General features: G+C 71.2%; 20 protein-coding genes and 2 tRNA genes. 3 read left to right on the top strand and 19 right to left on the bottom strand.

From position 1 onward, the window contains the following. Nucleotides 1-28: 28 nt before the first annotated feature. The 6 genes from CR165_RS14960 to CR165_RS14935 form a co-directional block, all read right to left on the bottom strand. Nucleotides 29-1,033, bottom strand: a complete 1,005-nt coding sequence (locus CR165_RS14960; protein WP_408887538.1) for a branched-chain amino acid ABC transporter permease — start codon at nucleotides 1,031-1,033, stop codon at nucleotides 29-31. 3 nt (nucleotides 1,034-1,036) lie between these two features. Then, the gene (locus CR165_RS14955) at nucleotides 1,037-1,924 is read right to left on the bottom strand and encodes a branched-chain amino acid ABC transporter permease (RefSeq protein ID WP_109517804.1); all 888 of its coding nucleotides are present in this window, start codon (nucleotides 1,922-1,924) and stop codon (nucleotides 1,037-1,039) included. 87 nt (nucleotides 1,925-2,011) lie between these two features. Continuing rightward, on the bottom strand, nucleotides 2,012-3,268 hold the full coding sequence (locus CR165_RS14950) for an ABC transporter substrate-binding protein (RefSeq protein ID WP_109517803.1): 1,257 nt from the start codon (nucleotides 3,266-3,268) through the stop codon (nucleotides 2,012-2,014). A 139-nt stretch (nucleotides 3,269-3,407) separates the two neighbouring features. Further along, nucleotides 3,408-4,112, bottom strand: a complete 705-nt coding sequence (locus CR165_RS14945; RefSeq protein WP_109517802.1) for an ABC transporter ATP-binding protein — start codon at nucleotides 4,110-4,112, stop codon at nucleotides 3,408-3,410. Beyond that, a complete protein-coding gene (locus tag CR165_RS14940) occupies nucleotides 4,105-4,881 on the bottom strand; it encodes an ABC transporter ATP-binding protein (RefSeq protein WP_219929764.1) in 777 nt (258 codons plus the stop codon). The genes CR165_RS14945 and CR165_RS14940 overlap by 8 nt, the downstream gene beginning before the upstream one ends. Nucleotides 4,882-5,009: 128 nt before the next feature. Continuing rightward, complete coding sequence (locus tag CR165_RS14935; protein ID WP_109517801.1) at nucleotides 5,010-5,465, bottom strand: Rrf2 family transcriptional regulator; 456 nt, start codon at nucleotides 5,463-5,465, stop codon at nucleotides 5,010-5,012. A 116-nt stretch (nucleotides 5,466-5,581) separates the two neighbouring features. On the opposite strand from CR165_RS14935, the gene cysK reads away from it, so the two are divergent. Next, complete coding sequence (gene cysK / locus CR165_RS14930) at nucleotides 5,582-6,511, top strand: cysteine synthase A (RefSeq protein WP_109517873.1); 930 nt, start codon at nucleotides 5,582-5,584, stop codon at nucleotides 6,509-6,511. Between the two features lie 78 nt (nucleotides 6,512-6,589). Here the strand turns inward: cysK and CR165_RS14925 are convergent, their stop codons facing one another. The 9 genes from CR165_RS14925 to CR165_RS14885 all read right to left on the bottom strand — a co-directional run bounded on the left by CR165_RS14925 (nucleotide 6,590) and on the right by CR165_RS14885 (nucleotide 13,876). After that, a complete protein-coding gene (locus CR165_RS14925) occupies nucleotides 6,590-6,859 on the bottom strand; it encodes a hypothetical protein (RefSeq protein WP_109517800.1) in 270 nt (89 codons plus the stop codon). Between the two features lie 305 nt (nucleotides 6,860-7,164). Continuing rightward, nucleotides 7,165-7,238 (bottom strand) — tRNA-Pro (locus tag CR165_RS14920). 184 nt (nucleotides 7,239-7,422) lie between these two features. Continuing rightward, nucleotides 7,423-7,863 carry a MerR family transcriptional regulator gene (locus tag CR165_RS14915; protein ID WP_109517799.1) on the bottom strand — a complete coding sequence of 147 codons (441 nt, stop codon included), beginning with the start codon at nucleotides 7,861-7,863 and terminating at the stop codon, nucleotides 7,423-7,425. Between the two features lie 36 nt (nucleotides 7,864-7,899). Then, nucleotides 7,900-8,208, bottom strand: coding sequence for an integration host factor subunit alpha (locus CR165_RS14910; protein ID WP_109517798.1), 309 nt, complete (start codon nucleotides 8,206-8,208; stop codon nucleotides 7,900-7,902). A gap of 172 nt (nucleotides 8,209-8,380) precedes the next feature. Continuing rightward, nucleotides 8,381-8,944 (bottom strand): GNAT family N-acetyltransferase, encoded by a 564-nt coding sequence (locus CR165_RS14905; RefSeq protein ID WP_109517797.1) that lies wholly within the window; start codon nucleotides 8,942-8,944, stop codon nucleotides 8,381-8,383. Nucleotides 8,945-8,985: 41 nt separating this feature from the next. After that, complete coding sequence (locus CR165_RS14900; protein WP_109517796.1) at nucleotides 8,986-10,305, bottom strand: RsmB/NOP family class I SAM-dependent RNA methyltransferase; 1,320 nt, start codon at nucleotides 10,303-10,305, stop codon at nucleotides 8,986-8,988. A gap of 93 nt (nucleotides 10,306-10,398) precedes the next feature. Beyond that, entirely contained in the window at nucleotides 10,399-11,922 is a 1,524-nt protein-coding gene (guaB, locus tag CR165_RS14895; RefSeq protein ID WP_109517795.1) for an IMP dehydrogenase, read from the bottom strand. 171 nt (nucleotides 11,923-12,093) lie between these two features. Further along, nucleotides 12,094-12,759: an RlmE family RNA methyltransferase gene (locus tag CR165_RS14890; RefSeq protein ID WP_408887540.1), complete on the bottom strand. Its 666-nt coding sequence runs from the start codon at nucleotides 12,757-12,759 to the stop codon at nucleotides 12,094-12,096. 58 nt (nucleotides 12,760-12,817) lie between these two features. Then, nucleotides 12,818-13,876 (bottom strand): Ppx/GppA phosphatase family protein, encoded by a 1,059-nt coding sequence (locus CR165_RS14885; RefSeq protein WP_245906452.1) that lies wholly within the window; start codon nucleotides 13,874-13,876, stop codon nucleotides 12,818-12,820. 180 nt (nucleotides 13,877-14,056) lie between these two features. Here CR165_RS14885 and CR165_RS14880 point away from each other — a divergent pair. Next, nucleotides 14,057-14,130 (top strand) — tRNA-Gln (locus CR165_RS14880). Nucleotides 14,131-14,302: 172 nt separating this feature from the next. Here CR165_RS14880 and CR165_RS14875 read toward each other — a convergent pair. Next, nucleotides 14,303-15,781 carry an NAD-dependent succinate-semialdehyde dehydrogenase gene (locus tag CR165_RS14875; protein WP_109517792.1) on the bottom strand — a complete coding sequence of 493 codons (1,479 nt, stop codon included), beginning with the start codon at nucleotides 15,779-15,781 and terminating at the stop codon, nucleotides 14,303-14,305. Nucleotides 15,782-15,977: 196 nt separating this feature from the next. Between CR165_RS14875 and CR165_RS14870 the strand changes: the two genes are divergently transcribed. Then, nucleotides 15,978-16,130 (top strand): DUF3309 family protein, encoded by a 153-nt coding sequence (locus CR165_RS14870; RefSeq protein WP_099094782.1) that lies wholly within the window; start codon nucleotides 15,978-15,980, stop codon nucleotides 16,128-16,130. Nucleotides 16,131-16,177: 47 nt separating this feature from the next. Here CR165_RS14870 and CR165_RS14865 read toward each other — a convergent pair whose 3' ends face one another. The 3 genes from CR165_RS14865 to glmU form a co-directional block, all read right to left on the bottom strand. Then, the gene (locus tag CR165_RS14865; RefSeq protein ID WP_109517791.1) at nucleotides 16,178-16,606 is read right to left on the bottom strand and encodes a hypothetical protein; all 429 of its coding nucleotides are present in this window, start codon (nucleotides 16,604-16,606) and stop codon (nucleotides 16,178-16,180) included. 311 nt (nucleotides 16,607-16,917) lie between these two features. Continuing rightward, nucleotides 16,918-18,741: a glutamine--fructose-6-phosphate transaminase (isomerizing) gene (glmS, locus tag CR165_RS14860; protein WP_109517790.1), complete on the bottom strand. Its 1,824-nt coding sequence runs from the start codon at nucleotides 18,739-18,741 to the stop codon at nucleotides 16,918-16,920. Continuing rightward, nucleotides 18,741-20,078 carry a bifunctional UDP-N-acetylglucosamine diphosphorylase/glucosamine-1-phosphate N-acetyltransferase GlmU gene (glmU, locus tag CR165_RS14855; RefSeq protein ID WP_109517789.1) on the bottom strand — a complete coding sequence of 446 codons (1,338 nt, stop codon included), beginning with the start codon at nucleotides 20,076-20,078 and terminating at the stop codon, nucleotides 18,741-18,743. Before glmU ends, glmS begins: the two co-directional genes overlap by 1 nt. Between the last annotated feature and the right edge of the window lie 39 nt (nucleotides 20,079-20,117).

Below are 20,117 nucleotides of genomic sequence, written 5' to 3'. Positions count from 1 at the left end.
GGGCGGGGCGCGCCGCCCCGCCCGCCGCCTACAGGCGCACCTTCAGCACCCGGCCCAGCTCGCCCACCACCCCGGCGCGGAAGGCCAGCACGCAGGCGACGAAGATGACGCCCTGGATCACCGTCACCCAGGCGCCGAACTCGGCCAGGTAGTTCTGCATGGTGACGATGACGGCCGCCCCCACCACCGGGCCGAACACCGTGCCGAGCCCGCCCACCAGCGTCATCAGCACCACCTCGCCGGACATCGCCCAGTAGACATCGGTGAGGGTGGCGATGCCGAAGAGCAGCGCCTTGGTGCCGCCGGCGATGCCGGCCAGCGTGGCGGAGAGGGTGAAGGCCACCAGCTTGTAGTCGTCCGTCCGGTAGCCGAGCGAGGTGGCGCGCGGCTCGTTCTCGCGGATCGCCGTCAGCACCTGGCCGAAGGGCGAGTGGACGATGCGGTTGATGAGCAGGAAGCCGGCCAGGAAGACCGCCGCCACCACCCAGTAGAGCGACATGTCGCGGCTGAGGTCCACCACGCCGAGCAGCGCGCCGCGCGGCACGCGCTGGATGCCGTCCTCGCCGCCGGTGAAGGGCGCCTGGAGGCAGAAGAAATAGACCATCTGCGCCAGCGCCAGGGTGATCATGGCGAAGTAGATGCCCTGGCGGCGAATGGCGATCCAGCCCGCCACCACGCCGAGCCCCGCCCCCACCACGCCGCCGGCCAGGATGGCCAGCTCCGGCGTGAGGCCCCACACCTTGGCGGCATGGGCCGCGACATAGCCGCCCATGCCGAAGAACATGGCGTGCCCGAAGGAGAGCAGCCCGACATAGCCGATCAGCAGGTTGAAGGCGCAGGCGAAGAGGGCGAAGCAGAGCAGCTTCATCAGGAAGACGGGGTAGAGCAGGAACGGCCCCACCAGCAGCGCCGCCAGCATCACCAGGAAGGCGATGCTCTGCGCCCGGTTGAAGCCCAAGCCCGAGAGGCCGAGCAGCCCGGGGGCTTCGGGCGCCAGCATCGCCGGCGCCGTGGATGCGTGACCACCGGCCATGGCTCAGGCCCTCCCGAACAGGCCGGCCGGCCGCGCCAGCAGCACGATGGCCATGATGACGAAGATGACGGTGGAGCTGGCCTCGGGGTAGAACACCTTGGTCAGCCCCTCGACCAGGCCGAGGCCGAAGCCGGTGACCACCGAGCCCAGGATGGAGCCCATGCCGCCGATGACCACCACGGCGAAGACGACGATGATGAGGCTCGACCCCATCTGCGGGTTCACCGAGTAGATCGGCGCCGCCAGCACCCCGGCGAAGGCGGCGAGCCCCACCCCCGCCGCGTAGGTGAGCGTGACCATGCGCGGCACGTTGACGCCGAAGGCCTGCACCAGCGCCGCGTTCTCGGTGGCCGCGCGCAGATAGGCGCCGAGCCGCGTCTTCTCGATGACGAGCCAGGTGGCGAGGCTCATCCCCAGCGCCGCCACCACCACCCAGAGGCGGTACTTCGGCAGGAACATGAAGCCGAGATCGACCGGCGGGCCGCCCAGCGCCTCGGGCGGCGCGTAGGGCAGGCCGGAGGAGCCGAACTGGTTGCGGAAGATGCCCTCGATGATCAGCGCCAGCCCGAAGGTGAGCAGCAGGCCGTAGAGGTGGTCGAGCTTGTAGAGGCGGCTGATCATCGTCTTCTCGATCAGCACGCCGAAGGCGCCGACGATCAGCGGCGAGAGCACCAGCGCCGGCCAGTAGCCGATGCCCACCCAGTTCAGCAGCATCCAGGCGACGAAGGCGCCCATCATGAACTGGGCGCCGTGGGCGAAGTTGATGACGTTCAGCATGCCGAAGATGACGGCGAGGCCGAGCGAGAGCAGCGCGTAGAAGGCGCCGTTCACCAGGCCGAGCACGATCTGCGGCAGGCCGAGCTCAATCTGGAAGAGCAATTCCTCAAGCACCGGCGAGACTTCCCGTGGCGAGCGGCTTCAGGGTCCGGCCGGGCGCACCGTGGCGTGCCCGGCCGGAGTGGCGGCGGAGAGGCTGGATCAGCTCTTCACCAGGCTGCAGCCGCCCTCGGAGAGGGGGCGCCAGGCCTCGTCGGCCGGGGTGGTCTGCAGCACCTTGTAGTAGTCCCAGGCGCCCTTCGATTCCTCGGGGCTCTTGACCTCGAAGAGGTAGACGGGGTGCAGCTTGCGGCCATCCTCGCGGATGCGGCCCTGCCCGAAGCAGTCATCGTCGGTCGGCATCGCCTTCATGCGCGCCACCGCCTCGGCGCCGCTGGCCTTGGCCGCCGCCACGCCCATGTCGCCCACCGCCTTCAGGTAGTGCAGCACGGAGGCGTAGCAGCCGGCATGCGACATGGCGGGGTAGTTGCCGCCCATGGCGCCTTTCACCCGGCCGGTGAAGGCGCGGGTGCGGTCGTTCAGGTCCCAGTAGAAGCTCTCGGTGCAGACGAGGCCCTGCGCCGCCTTCAGCCCGAGGCTGTGCACGTCGTTGATGAACATCAGCAGCACGGCGATCTTGGTGCCGCGCCGCGTGACGCCGAACTCCGCCGCCTGCTTCACGCTGTTGATGGTGTCCGTGCCGGCATTGGCCAGGCCGATCACCTTGGCGCGGCTCTGCTGCGCCTGCAGCAGGTAGGAGGAGAAGTCGGTCGACTGCAGCGGGTGGCGCACATTGCCCAGCACCTTGCCGCCGGCCGCCTGCACGAAGCGGGTGGTGTCGCGCTCCAGCGCATGGCCGAAGGCGTAGTCGGCGGTGATGAAGAACCAGCTGTCGCCACCCGTCTTCACCATGGCGCCGCCAGTGGACTTGGCGAGCATGTAGGTGTCGTAGGTCCAGTGCACCGTGTTCGGGCTGCACTGCGCGCCGGTGAGGTCTGTCGTGGCGCCGGTCGAGTTGAAGTAGGCCTTGTTCTTCTCGCGGACGACGGCGTTCACCGCCAGCGCCACCGCCGAGTTCGGCACGTCGACGATGACATCGACACCGTCGCGGTCGATCCACTGGCGGGCGATGGTGGAGCCGACATCCGCCTTGTTCTGGTGGTCGGCGAAGACGACCTCGACATTCACCCCGCGCTGGGCGATGCCGGAATCCTGGATCGCCTGCCGCACGCAGGCCACGGAACCGGGCCCCGAGATCTCGCGGTAGACGCCGGACTGGTCGTTCAGCACGCCGATCTTCAGCGTGTTGGCGCCCTGGGCGCGGGCGCGGCCGGGCAGGCCGGCGAGCCCCGCCCCCAGGGCGGGGGCGATGGCCGCGGCGGCGGCGGTCTTCAGCAGGCTGCGGCGATCTTGTGCCATGTCTCGGTTCTCTCCCAATGCCCCTGTCGTCCCCCGGGGCCGGGTCTGGTGCCTCCGCCGGCGCAGTGCGCCGCCGGCCGGGCGGAGGCGTGCAAGCCTGTGGCGGTCCGGGCCGGGGCGCCGGCCGGACGCCGAGAAGTCAGACGCCGAGGTAGTCGTGCAGCCGGTCCATCGCGCCGGCGAGCTCGGCATTGCTCACCGCATCGACCACGCGGCCATGCTCCACCACGTAGTGCCGGTCCGCCACCGTCTGGGCGAAGCGAAAATTCTGCTCCACCAGCAGCACGGTGAAGCCACGCGCCTTGATCTCGCGGATGGTGCGGCCGATCTGCTGCACGATGACGGGGGCGAGGCCCTCCGTCGGCTCGTCCAGCATCAGCAGCTTCGCGCCGGTGCGCAGGATGCGGGCGATGGCCAGCATCTGCTGCTCGCCGCCCGAGAGCTTGGTGCCGGGGCTGCGCGCCCGCTCCTTCAGGTTCGGGAACAGGGCGTAGATGGCCTCGAGCTCCATGCCGCCCTCCCGCACCTTGGGCGGCAGCATCAGGTTCTCCGTCACGTCGAGGCTGGCGAAGATGCCGCGCTCCTCGGGGCAGAGGGCGATTCCGGCGCGGGCGATGCGGTCGCTGCGCGCGGCCACCAGTTCCTGCCCCTCGAAGCGCACGCTGCCGCTGCGGCGGCCGACCAGCCCCATGATGGCGCGCAGCGTGGTGGTCTTGCCGGCGCCGTTGCGGCCGAGCAGCGTCACCACCTCCCCTTCCCGCACCTCGATGTCCATGCCGTGCAGGATGTGGCTCTCGCCATACCAGGCCTGGAGGTTTTCGACCTTCAGCAGCGGCTCAGCCATGGGCGGCGGCTCCGGCGATGGAGGGATCGGTGCCGAGATAGGCGGCGACGACCTCGGGGTTGCGGGAGACGGTGGCGTAGTCCCCCTCCGCCAGCACGCGGCCGCGCGTCAGCACCGTGATGGTGTCGCACAGACCTTCGACCACCTTCAGGTTGTGCTCCACCATCAGCACGGTGCGGCCCTGCGCCACGCGCTTCACCAGCGCCACGATGCGGTCCACATCCTCGGCCGTCATGCCGGCGGTGGGCTCGTCGAGCAGCATCATCACCGGGTCGAGCGCCAGGGTGGTGGCGATCTCCAGCGCGCGCTTACGGCCATAGGGCAGCTGCCCCGCCGTCAGCGCGGCGTAGGAGGAGAGGCCGACATCCTCGAGCAGCTCCCGCGCCCGCGAATCGTACTGCCGCAGCACGCGGTCGGAACGCCAGAAATCGAAGCTGCCGCCGCGCTGCCGCTGCAGCGCCACGCGCACATTCTCCAGCACCGTCAGGTGCGGGAACACGGCCGAGATCTGGAAGCTGCGCACCAGGCCGAGCCGCGCCACCTCGGCGGGCTTCATGCGGGTGATGTCGCGCCCGTCGAAGCGGATCTCGCCGCGCGTCGGCGGCAGGAACTTGGTCAGCAGGTTGAAGCAGGTCGTCTTGCCGGCGCCGTTGGGCCCGATCAGCCCATGGATGCTTCCCCGCCGGATCTGGAGCGACACGTCGCCCACGGCCACGAAGCCAAGGAACTCCTTGGTCATGCCGCGCGTCTCCAGGATGGTGTCCGTCACCCTGTGCTCCCTTTCATTGCACGCTCCCCGAGATCCCGTTCCGGGACCATTGCGACGCACAATGGACGAGGCGCAAAGCCCTCTGCAAGCAAAGCTTTCAGGGTCTGCCGCGCGGCCTCGCGGCCGCCTCAGATGGCGAAGTTCAGCGCCTCCGGCGTCGGGCGCTGCAGGCCGGCCAGGGCGGCGCGGCGCAGCAGCTCGGCCACGGTGCGGCCCGAAAGCGCCTCCAGCAGCCCCGCCTCCAGCTCCTCCCACAGCGGCATCATCACCCGCACCTGCAGGGGCGAGGGCGGCGGCGGCGCCGGCTCGGCGGCGGTGTCTCCGCCGGTGGCGGCCGCCACCACCTCCGCCAGGGTGATGTCGCGCGCCGCGCGGCCCAGCCGGTAGCCGCCCTTCGGCCCGCGCGTGCTGCCCAGGATGCCGGCGCGCGAGAGGGCCTGCAGCACCGGCTCGATACCCCGGCGCGCCTCGCCCAGGCGGTCGGCGATATCGCCCGCCGGCACGGTGCTGCCGCGCCCCGCGTGGAAAGCCACGTCCAGCACGATCGACACCGCCGTCATCGCCCGATCCCGCCGCAACAACATCGCATTCACCCCTGAACCACGCATCCGATACGTGGTATAGCCTCCCCATGCCCGAAGGAAACACCCCCCGCGCCATTCCCGGCGCCACCCGGCCCGGCGCCACCCGGCCCGGCGGGATGCACGAGAGCATCCTCAGCACCATCGGCAACACCCCCCTGGTCCGGCTGCCCCGGCTGGAGGCAGCGCGTGGCCTGAAGGCGCGGCTGGCGCTGAAGCTGGAATTCTTCAACCCGCTCGGCTCGGTGAAGGACCGGATCGGCCTCGCCATGATCGAGGCGGCGGAGCGGGAGGGGCTGATCCACCCGGGCGAGTCGGTGCTGGTGGAGCCGACCTCGGGCAACACCGGCATCGCGCTGGGCTTCGTCGCCGCCGCCAAGGGCTACCGGCTGATCGTCACCATGCCGGACGGCGCCAGCGTGGAGCGGCGCAAGATGCTGCGCCTGCTGGGTGCCGAGGTGGAGCTGACGCCCGCCGGCCAGGGCATGTCGGGCGCCATCGCCCGGGCCGAGGCGATCGTCGCGGCGACGCCGGGCGCCTGGATGCCGCGGCAGTTCGACAACCCCGCCAACCCGGCGGTGCATGCCGCGACCACCGCCGAGGAGATCTGGGCCGACAGCGCGGGGCTGGTGGATGTGGTGGTGGGGGGCGTCGGCACCGGTGGCACCCTCACCGGCATCGCCCGCGCGCTGAAGCCGCGCCGCGCGGGGATGCGCGTGATCGGGGTGGAGCCGGCCGAATCCGCCGTCCTCTCGGGCGACGACCCGGGCCCGCACGAGATCCAGGGCATCGGCGCGGGCTTCCGCCCCACGGTGCTGGAGCTGCACCGTCTGGACGCGGTGCGGCGGGTGACGGAGCGGGAGAGCTTCGCGGCCGCCCGGCTCTGTGCACGCACCGAGGGGCTGCCCATCGGCATCTCCTCCGGCGCGGTGCTGCATGCCATGCTGGAACTGGGCGCGGAGCCGGCCATGGAGGGGCAGCTGATCGTCGGGATCGCCGCCTCCTTCGCCGAGCGCTACCTCTCCACCGACCTCTTCGCCGGCCTGTAGCGCCGCCTCAGGCGGCGCCCGCCCGCCGCGGGAGGATCTGCGGGCGGGGAATGCGGGGGCCGCCGGCCGGTGCGCCGCTCACAGGCGGCGGAGATAGCTGTGCACCGCCTCCCATGCGTCCCGCGCCGCATGATGGTGGCCGAACTCGTGCACCAGGTCGTAGCCGTAGTTGCGGAAGTCGGTCTTCAGGATGTCGATCCACCGCCGCCGCTGCGGCGATTCCTGCCCCGCCAGAACCTGCTGGATGGCCCGCTCCGCCGCCACCCGCCCCAGGTCGCGTGCCCGCGCCGGGGCGGTATCCTCGGAAATACGTGCATGGATCTCGTGGCCGATCTGATCGAACACCATGCCTCCGCGAATCATTGCAACCATCCCTGGCACTTCATTGTGCACCGACAATGATTTTAGACGATTCCCGACTTTGCGGCAATTCTGTGGCTAGTCTTGGAAGCACCGCAGCATGACACGCTTGCGCGAGGGCTGAGAAGGCGGAGCGACGCGGCGCGGCGCCTGCCGGCACGCCGCCCCCGGCCGCGCCCCGGAGGTGAAAAAGCGACATGAAAAAGCCCGGCCACCTGCGAGGGCGGCCGGGCATTCAGGAAGCCGGAGATGCCCGAAAGGGCATACCGGCCGGCGATCCTTGGCTTGGCGTATCGGGCAGGCGGGATTCGAACCCACGACCCCCAGTCCCCCAGACTGATGCGCTACCAGGCTGCGCTACTGCCCGCTGTGCCAGGATGCCGGCTGGCCTTCAGCACCAGCCGGGGCGGCTGGAGCGTATCGGCTCCGACGACCGGGGGCATAGCACCCGTGCCGCCCCGCCTCAACCCCCCGCCCCGAAGAAGATGGGGTTATTCTGCCCGCGAAACCGCCACGGGGCACCGGCCGTCCGCCGCCCTGGCCCGGGGCGGCTAGCGGCCCATGCGGGCGGCGAGGATGCGCAGCTCGGCCGCGAGCGCCTCCAGCTCCGCCACCGCATCGCGCAGCGCCGTCGCTGCGGGCTCGTGCGGCGCGCCCTCCGCCTCGGGCAGGTCGGCCTCCGCCTCCCCGCCCCCTTCGCCGCCATTGTCGCGCAGCAGGCGCTGCACGCCCTTGATGGTGTATCCCTGGGTGTAGAGCAGGTCGCCGATGCGCCGCAGCAGGGCGATATCCTCGGGCCGGTAGTAGCGCCGCCCGCCTCCGCGCTTCAGCGGCTTGAGCTGCGGGAACTTGGTCTCCCAGAAACGCAGCACGTGCTGCGGAATCTGCAGATCCTCCGCCACCTCGCTGATGGTGCGGAATGCCGTCGGGGCCTTGCGCGGTCGGCCGGTGGCCTCCGGATCCTCTGGCATCGGATGCACCCCGTCATTCATGCGGTCAATTCCACATTGCGGCCGGCATGGCCGGCATCACTCATCACCCGCGCGCACCGCCTCGCCGTTGAGCCGGGCCTTGAGCACCTGGCTGGGGCGGAAGGACAGGACGCGCCGGGGCATGATCGGCACCTCGACTCCCGTTTTCGGGTTGCGACCGACTCGCATCCCCTTCTGCCGCACCGAGAAGGTGCCGAAGGCGGAAATCTTCACGGGGCGGCCGGATTCCAGCGCAGCCGAGATGCGCTCCAGCACATCCTCCAGCAGCGCAGCACTTTCGTTTCGCGACAGGCCGACCTGGGCATAGATCGCCTCGGCCAGTTGCGCGCGGGTGATGGTGTTCATGACCGAGCGCGGCCCATGGCTGTCTAACTCCTCGCAACCCCTTCTGGTTAAAAGAGAACCGGGATGGGTCGCTGGCGTCAACCATGCGGCGGGGTGTGGCGCAGAAGCTTCAATCGGGCGAGACATTTTTGCAACACCCCCTCTCCCAAACGGGCAGACCGGGGGCATGGGCTCAGGCACCATCCGCGCGCGCGGTGGAGAGGAGAAGGGTCTGGATGGGGTCCCAGAGCAGGGCGGTCTGCGGCACGGACACGCCGCCGACTCGCACCATATCCGTGCCGACCAGGCGCCCGCCGAGATGCTGGTAGAACCAGCGGGCGGGATTCTCGCTCAGCACCCAGAGCATGGCGGAGCGGCAGCCGATGGCAGCCAGATGCGCCGCCGTGGCGCGCATCAGGCGCCGGCCCACGCCGCGCTCGCGCCAATCCTCCAGCAGGTAGAGGGTTTCGATCTCGCCCTGCGCCAGGGTCGGCCGGCGCGCGCGGGCACCGGAAGCGAAGCCCACCACCTGCGACGGGCCGCAGCCGGCCTCCGGCTCCGCGATGGCGACGAACATGGCGGAGCCTTCCCGCCGCTCCAGCAGGCCACGCTGATAGAAGGCGGCGACGCGCGGCAGAGACAGGCCAGCGAGATAGGCCTCGGGCAGGATACCGGGATAGGTGCTGCGCCAGGTCTCGATATGGACGGCGGCGATGGCGGCGGCATCGGCCGGGCGGGCCTTGCGGATGCGGATCATCGGCGTGCCCCCATCCCTTCCCGTTCCGCCGCCCAGCCGGGCTATTCCTTGCGGCGCAGCACGGCGGCGAAGAAGCCGTCCGTGCCATGGCTGTGTGGCGCGAGTTCCATCCAGCGGCCATCGCAAGGCGGCGGGCCAGGCGGCGTGGCCGGCGCGAAGGCATCGCTCCAGGCCTCAGCGACCGGGACAGCCTCATACTCGCCGTGACGCGCCAGAAAGGCCTCGACCTGCAATCCGTTCTCCTCGGGCAGCACCGAGCAGGTAGCGTAGACCAGCCGCCCGCCCGGGCGCACCAGTTCCGCGACGGTTTCGAGGATATCTCGCTGTTTGGTGACCAGCTCCTCGAGATCGCGCGGCTGCGTGCGGGTGCGGGCATCGGGGTTGCGGCGCCAGGTGCCGGTGCCGGTGCAGGGCGCATCGACCAGCACGCGGTCGAACTGCCCGGCGCGGCGCTTCACCCAGCGGTCGCCGGCCTGCAGCAGGTGGCGCTCGGCATTGTCCACGCCGGCGCGGCGCAGGCGCTTCACCGCACCTTCCAGCCGCATGGCCGAGACGTCGCAGGCGACGATGCGGCCGCGGTTGCCCATGGTGGCGGCCACCGCCAGCGTCTTGCCGGCGGCGCCGGCGCAGTAATCGACCACGCGCATGCCCGGCCGCGCGCCGGTCAGCAGGGCGATGAGCTGGCTGCCCTCGTCCTGGATCTCGATCAGCCCCTCGGTATAGGCCTTGCTGGCCAGGATCGGCCGGCGGTCGGCGATGCGCAGCCCCCAGGGCGAGAACGGCATCGGCTCGGTGGGCACGCCCTCGGCGGCGAGGGCGGCGGCGGCGGCCTCACGCGTCGTGCGCAGCAGGTTGGCGCGGAGGTCGAGCGGCGCCGCCAGCTCCATCGCCGCCATCGCCGCCGGCAGCTCGGCGCCGAAGCGGGCCTGGAAGCCGGGCAGCGCCCAGCCCGGCAGGTTGTGGCGCACCGCCTCGGGCATGTCCTCATCGAGCAGGGGTGCGCCGGCGAGCGCCTCGATCACGCTCATCTCGCCCGGGTCGGGCGGCGCGGGGTTGAAGCGGCCGCCGCAGAAGGCCTGCAGCACGCCGTCGCGCGTCCAGCGCTCCACCAGCAGCAGGTGGGCCATCACCAGCAGGCGCGGCGTGACCGGCACGCCGCCCGCCGCCAGGTGCCACTCCAGCCGGATGCGCTGGCGCAGCACGCCCCAGGCGCGCTCGGCCACCGCGCGGCGGTCGCCGCTGCCAATGTAGCGGCGCTCGCGGAAGAAGCTGTTGGCCGTGGCGTCGGCCGGGCGGCGCGGCGCGGCGGCCACCTCGGCCAGCAGCGCCACCGTGGCGGCGATCCGCGCGGAAGGTGTCATGTCGGAATGTACTCACCCCAGGCGCAGACGCCCAGACTCGAAGAAAAAAGATGGGGGTCCGGGGGAATTCCTTCCCCCGGCCTTGTGTCGCGCTCAGCCGTCCTGCCGGTAGTTCGGCGCCTCGCGCGTGATGGCGACATCATGCACATGGCTCTCGCGCAGCCCGGCGCCGGTGATGCGGCGGAAGGTGCAGTTGCGCTGCATGTCGGCGATGGTGGCATTGCCGGTGTAGCCCATGGCCGACTTCAGCCCGCCCACGAGCTGGTGGATCACCGGCCCCACCGGCCCCTTGTAGCCGACGCGCCCCTCGATGCCTTCCGGCACCAGCTTGAGCTGGTCCTGCACCTCGGCCTGGAAGTAGCGGTCGGCCGAGCCGCGCGCCATGGCGCCGAGGCTGCCCATGCCGCGATACGACTTGTAGGAGCGGCCCTGGTAGAGAAACACCTCGCCCGGCGCCTCGTCCGTGCCGGCGAAGAGGCTGCCCATCATCACGCAGTCGGCGCCGGCGGCGATCGCCTTGGCGAGGTCGCCGGAGGAGCGGACGCCGCCATCGGCGATGGCGGGGATGCCCTTCTCATGCGCCGCCGCCGCGCTCTCCATCACCGCGGTGAGCTGCGGCACGCCGACGCCGGCGACAATGCGCGTGGTGCAGATGGAGCCCGGCCCGATGCCGATCTTCACCGCATCCGCCCCCGCCTCGGCCAGCGCCTCGGCCGCCTCGGGCGTCGCCACGTTGCCGGCGATGACCTGCACGCTGTTGGACAGGCGCTTGATCTTCTCCACCGCCTTCAGCACGCCGGCGGAGTGGCCATGCGCCGTGTCCACCACGATCACGTCCACCTCGGCGGCGATCAGCAGCTCGGCGCGGCGGAAGCCGTCCTCGCCGGTGCCGGTGGCGGCGGCGGCGCGCAGGCGCCCCATGGCGTCCTTGGCCGCGTTCGGGTTGGCCTGCGCCTTGTCCATGTCCTTGACGGTGATCAGGCCGATGCAGCGATAGGCATCGTCCACCACCAGCAGCTTCTCGATGCGGTGCTTGTGCAGCAGGCCGCGCGCCTTCTCGGCCGAGACGTCGGCGGTGACGGTGACGAGGTTCTCCCGCGTCATCAGCTCGTAGACCCGCACATTCGGGTCGTTGGCGAAGCGCACGTCGCGGTAGGTGAGGATGCCGACGAGGCGCTTGCTGTCGCGCTCCACCACGGGGATGCCGCTGATGCGGTGCGCCGCCATCAGCGCCTGCGCCTCGGCCAGGGTCTGGTCGGGGTGGATGGTGACGGGGTTCACCACCATGCCGCTCTCGAACTTCTTCACCTGCCGCACCTGCGCGGCCTGGTCTTCCGGCGTCAGGTTCTTGTGGATGACCCCGATGCCGCCGGCCTGCGCCATGGCGATGGCCATCGGCCCCTCGGTGACGGTGTCCATGGCGGCCGAGATGACCGGCATGTTCAGCGTGATCTCGCGCGTCAGGCGGGTGCGAACATCCGTCTGGTTCGGCAGCACGGTGGAGTAGGCCGGGACGAGCAGCACGTCGTCGAAGGCATAGGCCTCGGCGATCAGGGTGCGGCGCGGCGCGGCGCCGCGCTCGGCGGGGCCGTCGGTCGGGATGGTGTCGGGAGCCATGGCGGGAGCCTTTCGGACAACTCTTGCGGCGCGTTCCGCAGCCTTGGCGCGTCCCCCTACCCCAGATTCGCCACGCGCCGCAAGCCGCGAGCGCGTGACGATTGGGGGATCCTGCCCCGCGCCCTGCGGGCGACCCCGCCCCGCGCCCTGCGGGCGACCCTGCCCCGCGCCCTACGCCTCCCCGCCAGCCTCGGCCCCGCCGCGGAAGCCCTGGGCCACCACATACATCTCCGCGCTGTCCTTGCGGCTGGAGGGAGGCTTGGCGTGCTTCACGCTGGCGAAGTCCCGCTTCAGCCGGTTCAGCAGGTCGCGCTCCGTGCCGCCCTGGAACACCTTGGCGACGAAGCCGCCGCCCGGCACCAGCACCTTGCCCGCGAAATCCAGCGCCAGCTCGACGAGTCCCAGGATGCGCAGGTGGTCGGTGGCGTTGTGGCCGGTGGTGTTGGGCGCCATGTCGGACAGGACGAGGTCGGCCGGCCCGTCCAGCGTGTCCAGCACGGCCTGCTCCACCGCCGCGTCCTGGAAGTCGCCCTGCAGCAGGGTGGCGCCGGCGATCACATCCATCGGCAGCAGGTCGAGCCCCACCACCTTGCCGCGCTCGCCCGCCTTCTGCACCGCCACCTGGGTCCAGCCGCCGGGCGCGGCGCCCAGATCGACCACGCGCTGGCCGGGGTGGAACAGGCCGTACTTCTCATCCAGCTCGATGATCTTGAAGGCGGCACGGGACCGCCAGCCGGCCGCCTTGGCGGCGCGCACATAGGGGTCGTTGAGCTGCCGCTCCAGCCATTTCTGGCTGGCGGTGGTGCGGCCCTTGGCGGTGCGGAGGCGCGTGGTCAGGCCACGCCCGGCTCCGGTCGGAGTCTTCACGACAGGCAATTCCTCAAGAAGCGGTGTCTCAGGGCGCCGGGTGGGCGGCCCAGCGGGGCGGGTGGGCGGCACGGCGCGGCGGCGCGCGCTCCTGCCGCATCATGCGCAGCAGCATCCCCTCCCGCAGCCCGCGATCGGCGACGGTGACGCAGGAGGAGGGCCACAACCGGCGGATGGCGGCATAGATGGCGCAGCCGGGCAGGACGAAATCCGCCCGTTCGGGGCCGATGCAGGGATGCGCCCGCAGCCCTTCCCGCCCGAGATGGAACAGGTCGCGCAGCGCCTGGTCGGCCACCTCGATGTCCAGCACGCGCCCATCGACCAGCGGCCGGGAATAGCGCGGCAGCGACAGGGCGACGCCGGCCAGGGTGGTGACGGTGCCGCTGGTGCCCATCAGCCGCACGCCGCCGGCGCGCATCTCGCGGCCAATGCTGTGCACCCGGTCGAACTCGGTGAGCTGCTCGGTCACCTCGTCCACCACCCGGCCGAAACCCTCCGGCGTGTAGCAGCACAGCCCCGCCCGCTCCGCCAGGGTGACGACGCCGAGCGGGAGAGAGACATAGCCGATCAGCTCCGCCTGCCCCCCCGCGCCGGCGCGGATCCAGGCGATCTCGGTGCTGCCGCCGCCGATGTCGAACAGCAGGGCACGGCGGTCCTGCGGGCGCAGCAGGGGGGCGCAGGATTCCATCGCCAGCTCCGCCTCCTCCCGCGCCGTGATGATGCGGATGGGCAGGCCCGTGGCGGCCTGGGCGCGGGCGACGAAGGCGCGGCCGTTGCTCGCCTGGCGGCAGGCCTCGGTGGTGACGGCGAGCAGCCGCCGCAGCGGCCGCCGCAGCAGCTTCTGGGCGCAGGTCTGGAGCGCCAGCAGCGCCCGCTCCATCGCGCCCTCGGACAGGCGCCCCTCCCCCGCCAGCCCTTCGCCGAGGCGGACGACGCGGCTGTAGCTGTCCAGCACCCGGAAGGTGCCGGACTGGGTGGGGGTGCCGACGAGCAGGCGGCAGTTGTTGGTGCCGAGATCAATGGCCGCGAATGCACCGCCAGCGGCCGCGGAGGGCGGGTGGAAGCGGGCGACAGCAGGATTCGACACGGCATCTGGCATGATATTCGGGGCCTTTCCCGGCTCCGCCCGGGCAGGGGCAGAAGGGGGGCTTGCCAATGATCCGGCCTGCCGGCGCCCGGGGCAAGCGATTTCGCGCCGCAAAGCGGAATGGTTCAACACCCCCCTTGCAAGCCAATCTGGCCGGCGCTATATCGCCGCCAACGCCGTTGGGGAATAGTTTAACGGTAGAACTCCCGACTCTGACTCGGGCAGTCTTGGTTCGAATCCAGGTTCCCCAGCCAAGTTTTCCAACATGCTGAAATATTCCCAGGCTCTGGCACGGCATTCCGTGCGGGGCCTTTTTTGTATTCGACTGCGGCACTCATGCCGCGGAAAGCCGGCATCCTTCCTTCTTCCTGCGGCCATTTCGCGCGCAGGAAAGGCCGGGGAAGCACCCCTCCCCGGCCCGGTCGCTCAGCCGCCGATGCCGCCCAGCGCCAGATACTTCGTCTCCAGATATTCCTCGATGCCGTGGCTGCTGCCCTCGCGGCCGAGGCCCGACTGCTTGAAGCCGCCGAACGGCGCCTCGGCCGTCGAGATGATGCCCTCGTTGATGCCGATGATGCCGTATTCCAGCGCCTCGGCGACGCGGAAGATCCGCCCCACATCCCGCGAATAGAAATAGGCGGCGAGGCCGAACTCGGTGTCGTTGGCCAGCCTGATGGCCTCTTCCTCCGTCTTGAAGCGGAAGAGCGGCGCCACCGGGCCGAAGGTCTCCTCGCGGAAGATCACGGCATCATGCGGCACGTTGGCCAGCACGGTGGGCTGGAAGAAATTGCCACCCTTCTCGTGCGGCTTGCCGCCGGTGACGATGCTGGCGCCCTTCGACAGCGCGTCGGCGATGTGGTCCTGCACCTTCTTGACCGCGTCGGCATTGATCAGCGGGCCCTGGGTGACCCCGTCCTCCATGCCGTTGCCGACCTTCAGCTTCTCCACCGCCGCCTTCAGCTTCTGGCTGAACGCCTCGTAGACGCCCTCCTGCACCAGCACCCGGTTGGCGCAGACGCAGGTCTGCCCGGTGTTGCGGTACTTCGAGGCGATGGCGCCCTTCACCGCCTCGTCAAGGTCGGCATCGTCGAACACGATGAAGGGCGCGTTGCCGCCCAGCTCCATCGAGGTCTTCTTGATGGTGGCGGCGCATTGCTCCAGCAGCACCCGGCCGACCTCGGTGGAGCCGGTGAAGGAGAGCTTGCGCACCAGCGGGTTGCCGGTCAGCTCCTTTCCGGTGCCGGAGGACGGGCCGGTGATGATGTTGCACACGCCCTTGGGCATGCCCGCGCGCTCGGCCAGCACGCCGATGGCCAGCGCCGAGAAGGGCGTCTGGCTGGCCGGGCGGATGACGCCGGTGCAGCCCGCCGCCCAGCCGGGGCCGGCCTTGCGGGTGATCATGGCGGCCGGGAAGTTCCAGGGCGTGATGGCGGCGAAGACGCCGACCGGCTCCTTGGTCACCAGGATGCGGCGGCCCTTGGCGTTCTGCGGAATGGTCTCGCCATTCACCCGGCGCGCCTCCTCGGCAAACCATTCGATGAAGCTGGCGGCGTAACCGATCTCGCCCTTCGACTCCGCCAGCGGCTTGCCCTGCTCGGCGGTCATGATGGCGGCCAGGTCGTCGGTGTTGGCCAGCATCAGCGCGGCCAGCTTCTTCAGGATGGCCGCCCGCTCGCTGGCCAGCATGGCGCGCCAGGCCGGCCAGGCGGCATTGGCCGCCTCGATGGCGCGGCGGGTCTCGGCCTGGCCCATGGCGGGCACGGTGCCCACCACCTCGCCCGTGGCCGGGTTGCGAACCTCCAGGCTCTTGGCGCTGTCCGCCTGCACCCATTCGCCGTCGATCAGGTTGGCCTGCCGGAACAGGTCGGGGTCTTTCAGCGGCAGCTTGGCAACGGTGTCGAGCATCGGGCTCTCCTTCCCTTTTCTCCGGCCCGCCGGAAGGCGGCTGACCGGGCGTTCCGGGAAAGGTAGGCGTGCGATGCCCCGCTGTCAGCCCACCTGCCGATGATCGCTGAAACCTGAGCGCAACACTTTCCGCCGCCCGGGCGTTGACCCGGCACGCCGGCAACCGCAGGCGCAGGCTACAAGGCTGGAGAACGCCATGGGTACGATCCTGCTGATCATCGTCATTCTGCTGCTGATCGGCGCGCTGCCGAGCTGGGGCTACAGCCGCGGCTGGGGCTACGGGCCCTCGGGTGGCCTTGGCCTGATCCTGCTGATCCTGATCGTGCTGCTGCTGATGGGCCGGATCTGACGCCGGCGGCCATTCCCCTCTCCTTTCGGGAGAGGGGGATGGCCGGCTCAGGCGGCGCTGGGGGCGGGCAGGCCCTGCACCGCGAGGTCCAGCGCCTCCAGCCATGCGCCCGCCTTCAGGGCGCGGGCGATGCGGCGCGTCACGAACAGCCGCGGCCCCGACTTCTCCAGCACGATGGCGGCCCACACGGCCACCGCGAGCCCCGCCAGCGGCGCCAGATGCAGGTGCAGGAGCGCCACCAGGATACCGCCATGCAGCGGGGCCAGCCAGGCTGTCAGCACCATGGTCAGCGCCGCCACGAACAATCCGAGCGCGATCGTCAGATCCAGCCGTGCCAGGCGGGAGGCGGCGGCGACCTCAGCCTGCAGCCGGGGCAGCGCCACCCGGAGCGGGTCCTCGACCATCGGCGCACCGCCGCGGCTGGCCAGATAGCGGCGAGCGAGCAGTTCGGTGCGGGCGAGGCGGGTCCGACTCATGGCATGACGGCTCCGGAAGGTTGTGCTGCGACGCAGCATAGTCTCAGGTTGCCGTGACCGCCAAGCAATGGAAAGCGCCTCGGATCCGGTGGTGGAGGAAGGGGCCGGCCGCCCTCTCCGCCGGAGCGGCGCGCCCTGCCACTGGGAACTCCGCATGGCATGGCGCAGTTCCGTCGCCCGGTGGAATAACCGGCGGAACAAGCCGCATCATCACGCCGCACCCGGCCCGGCAGGCCCTAGGATATCGGGCCGGGCCGCGGCCGGAGCGGCCGCCACCACCGGACTGCGCCCCGGCCAGGGACGGGCGACCTTCACTCCACCGTCACCGCCTTGGCCAGGTTGCGCGGCTGGTCCACATCGGTGCCCTTCAGCACCGCCACGTGGTAGGCCAGCAGCTGCACCGGTATCGCGTGCAGGATGGGCGCCACGAAGGGATCGACCGTGGGCAGCACCACCACCCGCTCGGCGAAGCGGCGCAGCGCCGGGGCCCCCACCGCGTCGGTGAAGGCCATGATGCGGCCGCCGCGTGCCGCCGCCTCCTGCAAATTGGATGCGGTCTTCTCGAAGAGCGGGCCGGAGGGGCAGAGGGCGATCACCGGCACCGTCGGGTCGATCAGCGCGATGGGTCCGTGCTTCATCTCGCCGGCGGCATAGCCCTCGGCGTGGATGTAGCTCAGCTCCTTCAGCTTCAGCGCGCCCTCGAGCGCGATCGGGTAGAGGCTGCCGCGGCCGAGGAACAGCACGTCCCGCGCCTGCGCCACCTCGCGCGCCAGCTCCAGGATCTCGGCGCTGTCCTCCAGCAGGGCGGCGGCATGGGCGGGCACCTCCAGCAGGGCGGCGGTCAGGCGCGCCTCCTCGGTGGCGGGCAGCGTGCCGCGCGCCCGGCCGAAGCCCAGCGCCAGGCTGGCCAGCACCGCGAGCTGCGCGGTGAACGCCTTGGTGGAGGCGACGCCGATCTCCGGCCCCGCCACGGTCAGCACCGTGCCATGGCTCTCCCGCGCCATGCTGCTCTCGGCCACGTTCACCACCGAGAGGATGCGCTGGCCGCGCTCGCGCAGCAGGCGCAGCGCCGCCAGCGTGTCCGCCGTCTCGCCGGACTGGCTGACGAGCAGCGCGGCGCCGCCCTCGGGCAGCGGCGGGTCGCGGTAGCGCAGCTCGCTGGCGATATCGGCATCGACCGGGATGCGCGCCACCTGCTCGATCCAGTAGCGCCCGACCTGCGCCGCCAGATAGGCCGAGCCGCAGGCGCTGAAAGAGATCTTGGGCACCGCCACCGGGTCGAAGGGCAGCGCCGGCAGGGCCACGGCGCGGCTGGCCGGGTCGATATACTGGCGCAGCGTGTCGCCGAGCACGACGGGGTGCTCGTGCAGCTCCTTCTCCATGAAGTGCCGGTAGTTGCCCTTGCCCACCGCGGCGCCGGAATAGGCGGTGAGCTTGATGGCGCGCTCCACCGGCCGGTCATCGGCGTCGAAGAAGCGGGCATCGCGATCGGAGAGCACCACCCAGTCGCCCTCCTCCAGATAGGCGACGCGGCGCGTCATGGGCGAGAGCGCCAGGGCGTCGGAGCCCACGAACATCTCGCCCTCGCCATAGCCCACGGCCAGCGGGCTGCCCTGCCGCGCGGCGATCAGGGTGCGGGGATGGCCGGCGAAGACCATCGCCAGCCCAAAGGCGCCATGGATCTTCTTCAGCGTGGCGGAGACGGCCTGCTCCGGCGTGGCACCGCCGGCCAGCAGGTGGTCGAGCAGCTTGGCGACCGTCTCGGTGTCGGTCTCCGTCTCGAATTCCACGCCCTCGGCTTCCAGCTCGGCGCGCAGCTGGGAGAAATTCTCGATGATGCCGTTGTGCACGACGGAGACGCGGGCGGTGCCATGCGGATGGGCATTGCGCTCGGTCGGCGCGCCATGCGTCGCCCAGCGGGTGTGGCCGATGCCGATGGTGCCCGCCAGCGGCTGGGCCTCCAGCACATTCGCCAGGTTGACGAGCTTGCCCTCGGCGCGGCGGCGCTCGATGTGCCCGTTCACCAGCGTGGCGATGCCGGCGCTGTCATAGCCCCGGTATTCCAGCCGCCGCAGCCCTTCCAGCAGGCGCGGGGCGGCATCGTCCCGCCCCACCACACCGACGATCCCGCACATCAGCCCTTCTCCTTCCGGCGGGCGGCGCGGAAGGCCGCGGCCGCCCCGGGTTTCTCAGCCGCCCGCGCGCGGGCGAAGGCCAGCGCATCCGGCGCCACATCCCTGGTCAGCACCGAGCCGGCGGCGGTCATCGCGCCGTCGCCCAGCGCGATGGGCGCGATCAGCGTGGTGTGGGACCCCACGAACACGCCGGCGCCGATCTCCGTGCGGTGCTTGGCGAAGCCGTCATAGTTGCAGGTGATGGTGCCGGCGCCGACATTGGTGCCCGCCCCCACCGAGGCGTCGCCCAGATAGGTCAGGTGGTTGGCCTTGGCCCCCTGGCCCAGCGCCACGTTCTTCAGCTCGACGAAATTGCCGACATGCGCGGCGGGCCCCACATCCGTGCCCGGCCGCAGCCGCGCATAGGGGCCGACCAGCGCGCCGGCGCGCACCACGCAGCCCTCCAGATGGCTGAAGGCCCGGATCTCGGCGCCGTCCTCCACCGTCACGCCGGGGCCGAACACCACATGCGGGCCCACTGTCACATCCTGGCCGAGCCGCGTGTCGTGGCTGAACACCACGCTCTCCGGCCAGGTCAGGGTGGCGCCGCCTTCCATGGCGGCGCGGCGCAGCGCCTGCTGCACCGTGGCCTCGGCGGCGGCCAGCTCGACGCGGCTGTTGATGCCGCGCAGCTCGGCCTCCGGCGCTTCCACCGCAACGACGCGCTTCCCCTCGGCCACGGCCAGCGGCACCACGTCGGGCAGGTAGTACTCGCCCGCCCGGTTCTCGTTGCGCACGCCGCGCAGCCAGCGGAACAGGTCGGCCGCCGGGGCGCAGAGCACGCCGGCATTGCACAGCCCGACGGCGCGCTCGGCCTCCGTGGCGTCGGCGTACTCGATGATGCGGGTGACGTTGCCGCTCCCGTCCTGCATCACCCGGCCATACTTCGCCGGGTCCTCCGGCCGCATGGCCAGCAGCGCGAGGCCGGCCCCCTCGCCGCCTTCCGCGCCGCGCGCCGCGCGCAGGCGGCGCAGCGTGGCGGGGCTGATCAGCGGGTTGTCGGCATAGAGCACCGCCACGTCGCCCGCGAAGCCGTCGAGCAGCGGCGCCGCCTGCAGGGCGGCATGGCCGGTGCCCAGGCGCTCGGCCTGCACGACGGTGGCGTGCGGCGCGGCGGCGCGCTCCAGCGCCGGCATGTCGGGGCCCACCACCACCACCAGGCGGTCGAACACCCCCTCGCAGGCGGCGATGAGGTGGCTGAGCATCGGGCGCCCGGCAATGGGATGCAGCGCCTTGGGCAGGCGGCTCTTCATGCGGGTGCCGAGGCCGGCGGCGAGCAGGATGGCGGCAGCATTCATGCCCCGCTTCTGCCTGGGAAAGCCAAGGCCCGGCAAGGG

It is taken from the genome of Teichococcus aestuarii (genome assembly GCF_003116135.1).
GTDB lineage: Bacteria > Pseudomonadota > Alphaproteobacteria > Acetobacterales > Acetobacteraceae > Pseudoroseomonas > Pseudoroseomonas aestuarii.
The sequence above is the reverse complement of the archived record's forward strand: the minus strand, read 5'-3'. Positions and strand labels throughout refer to the sequence as shown.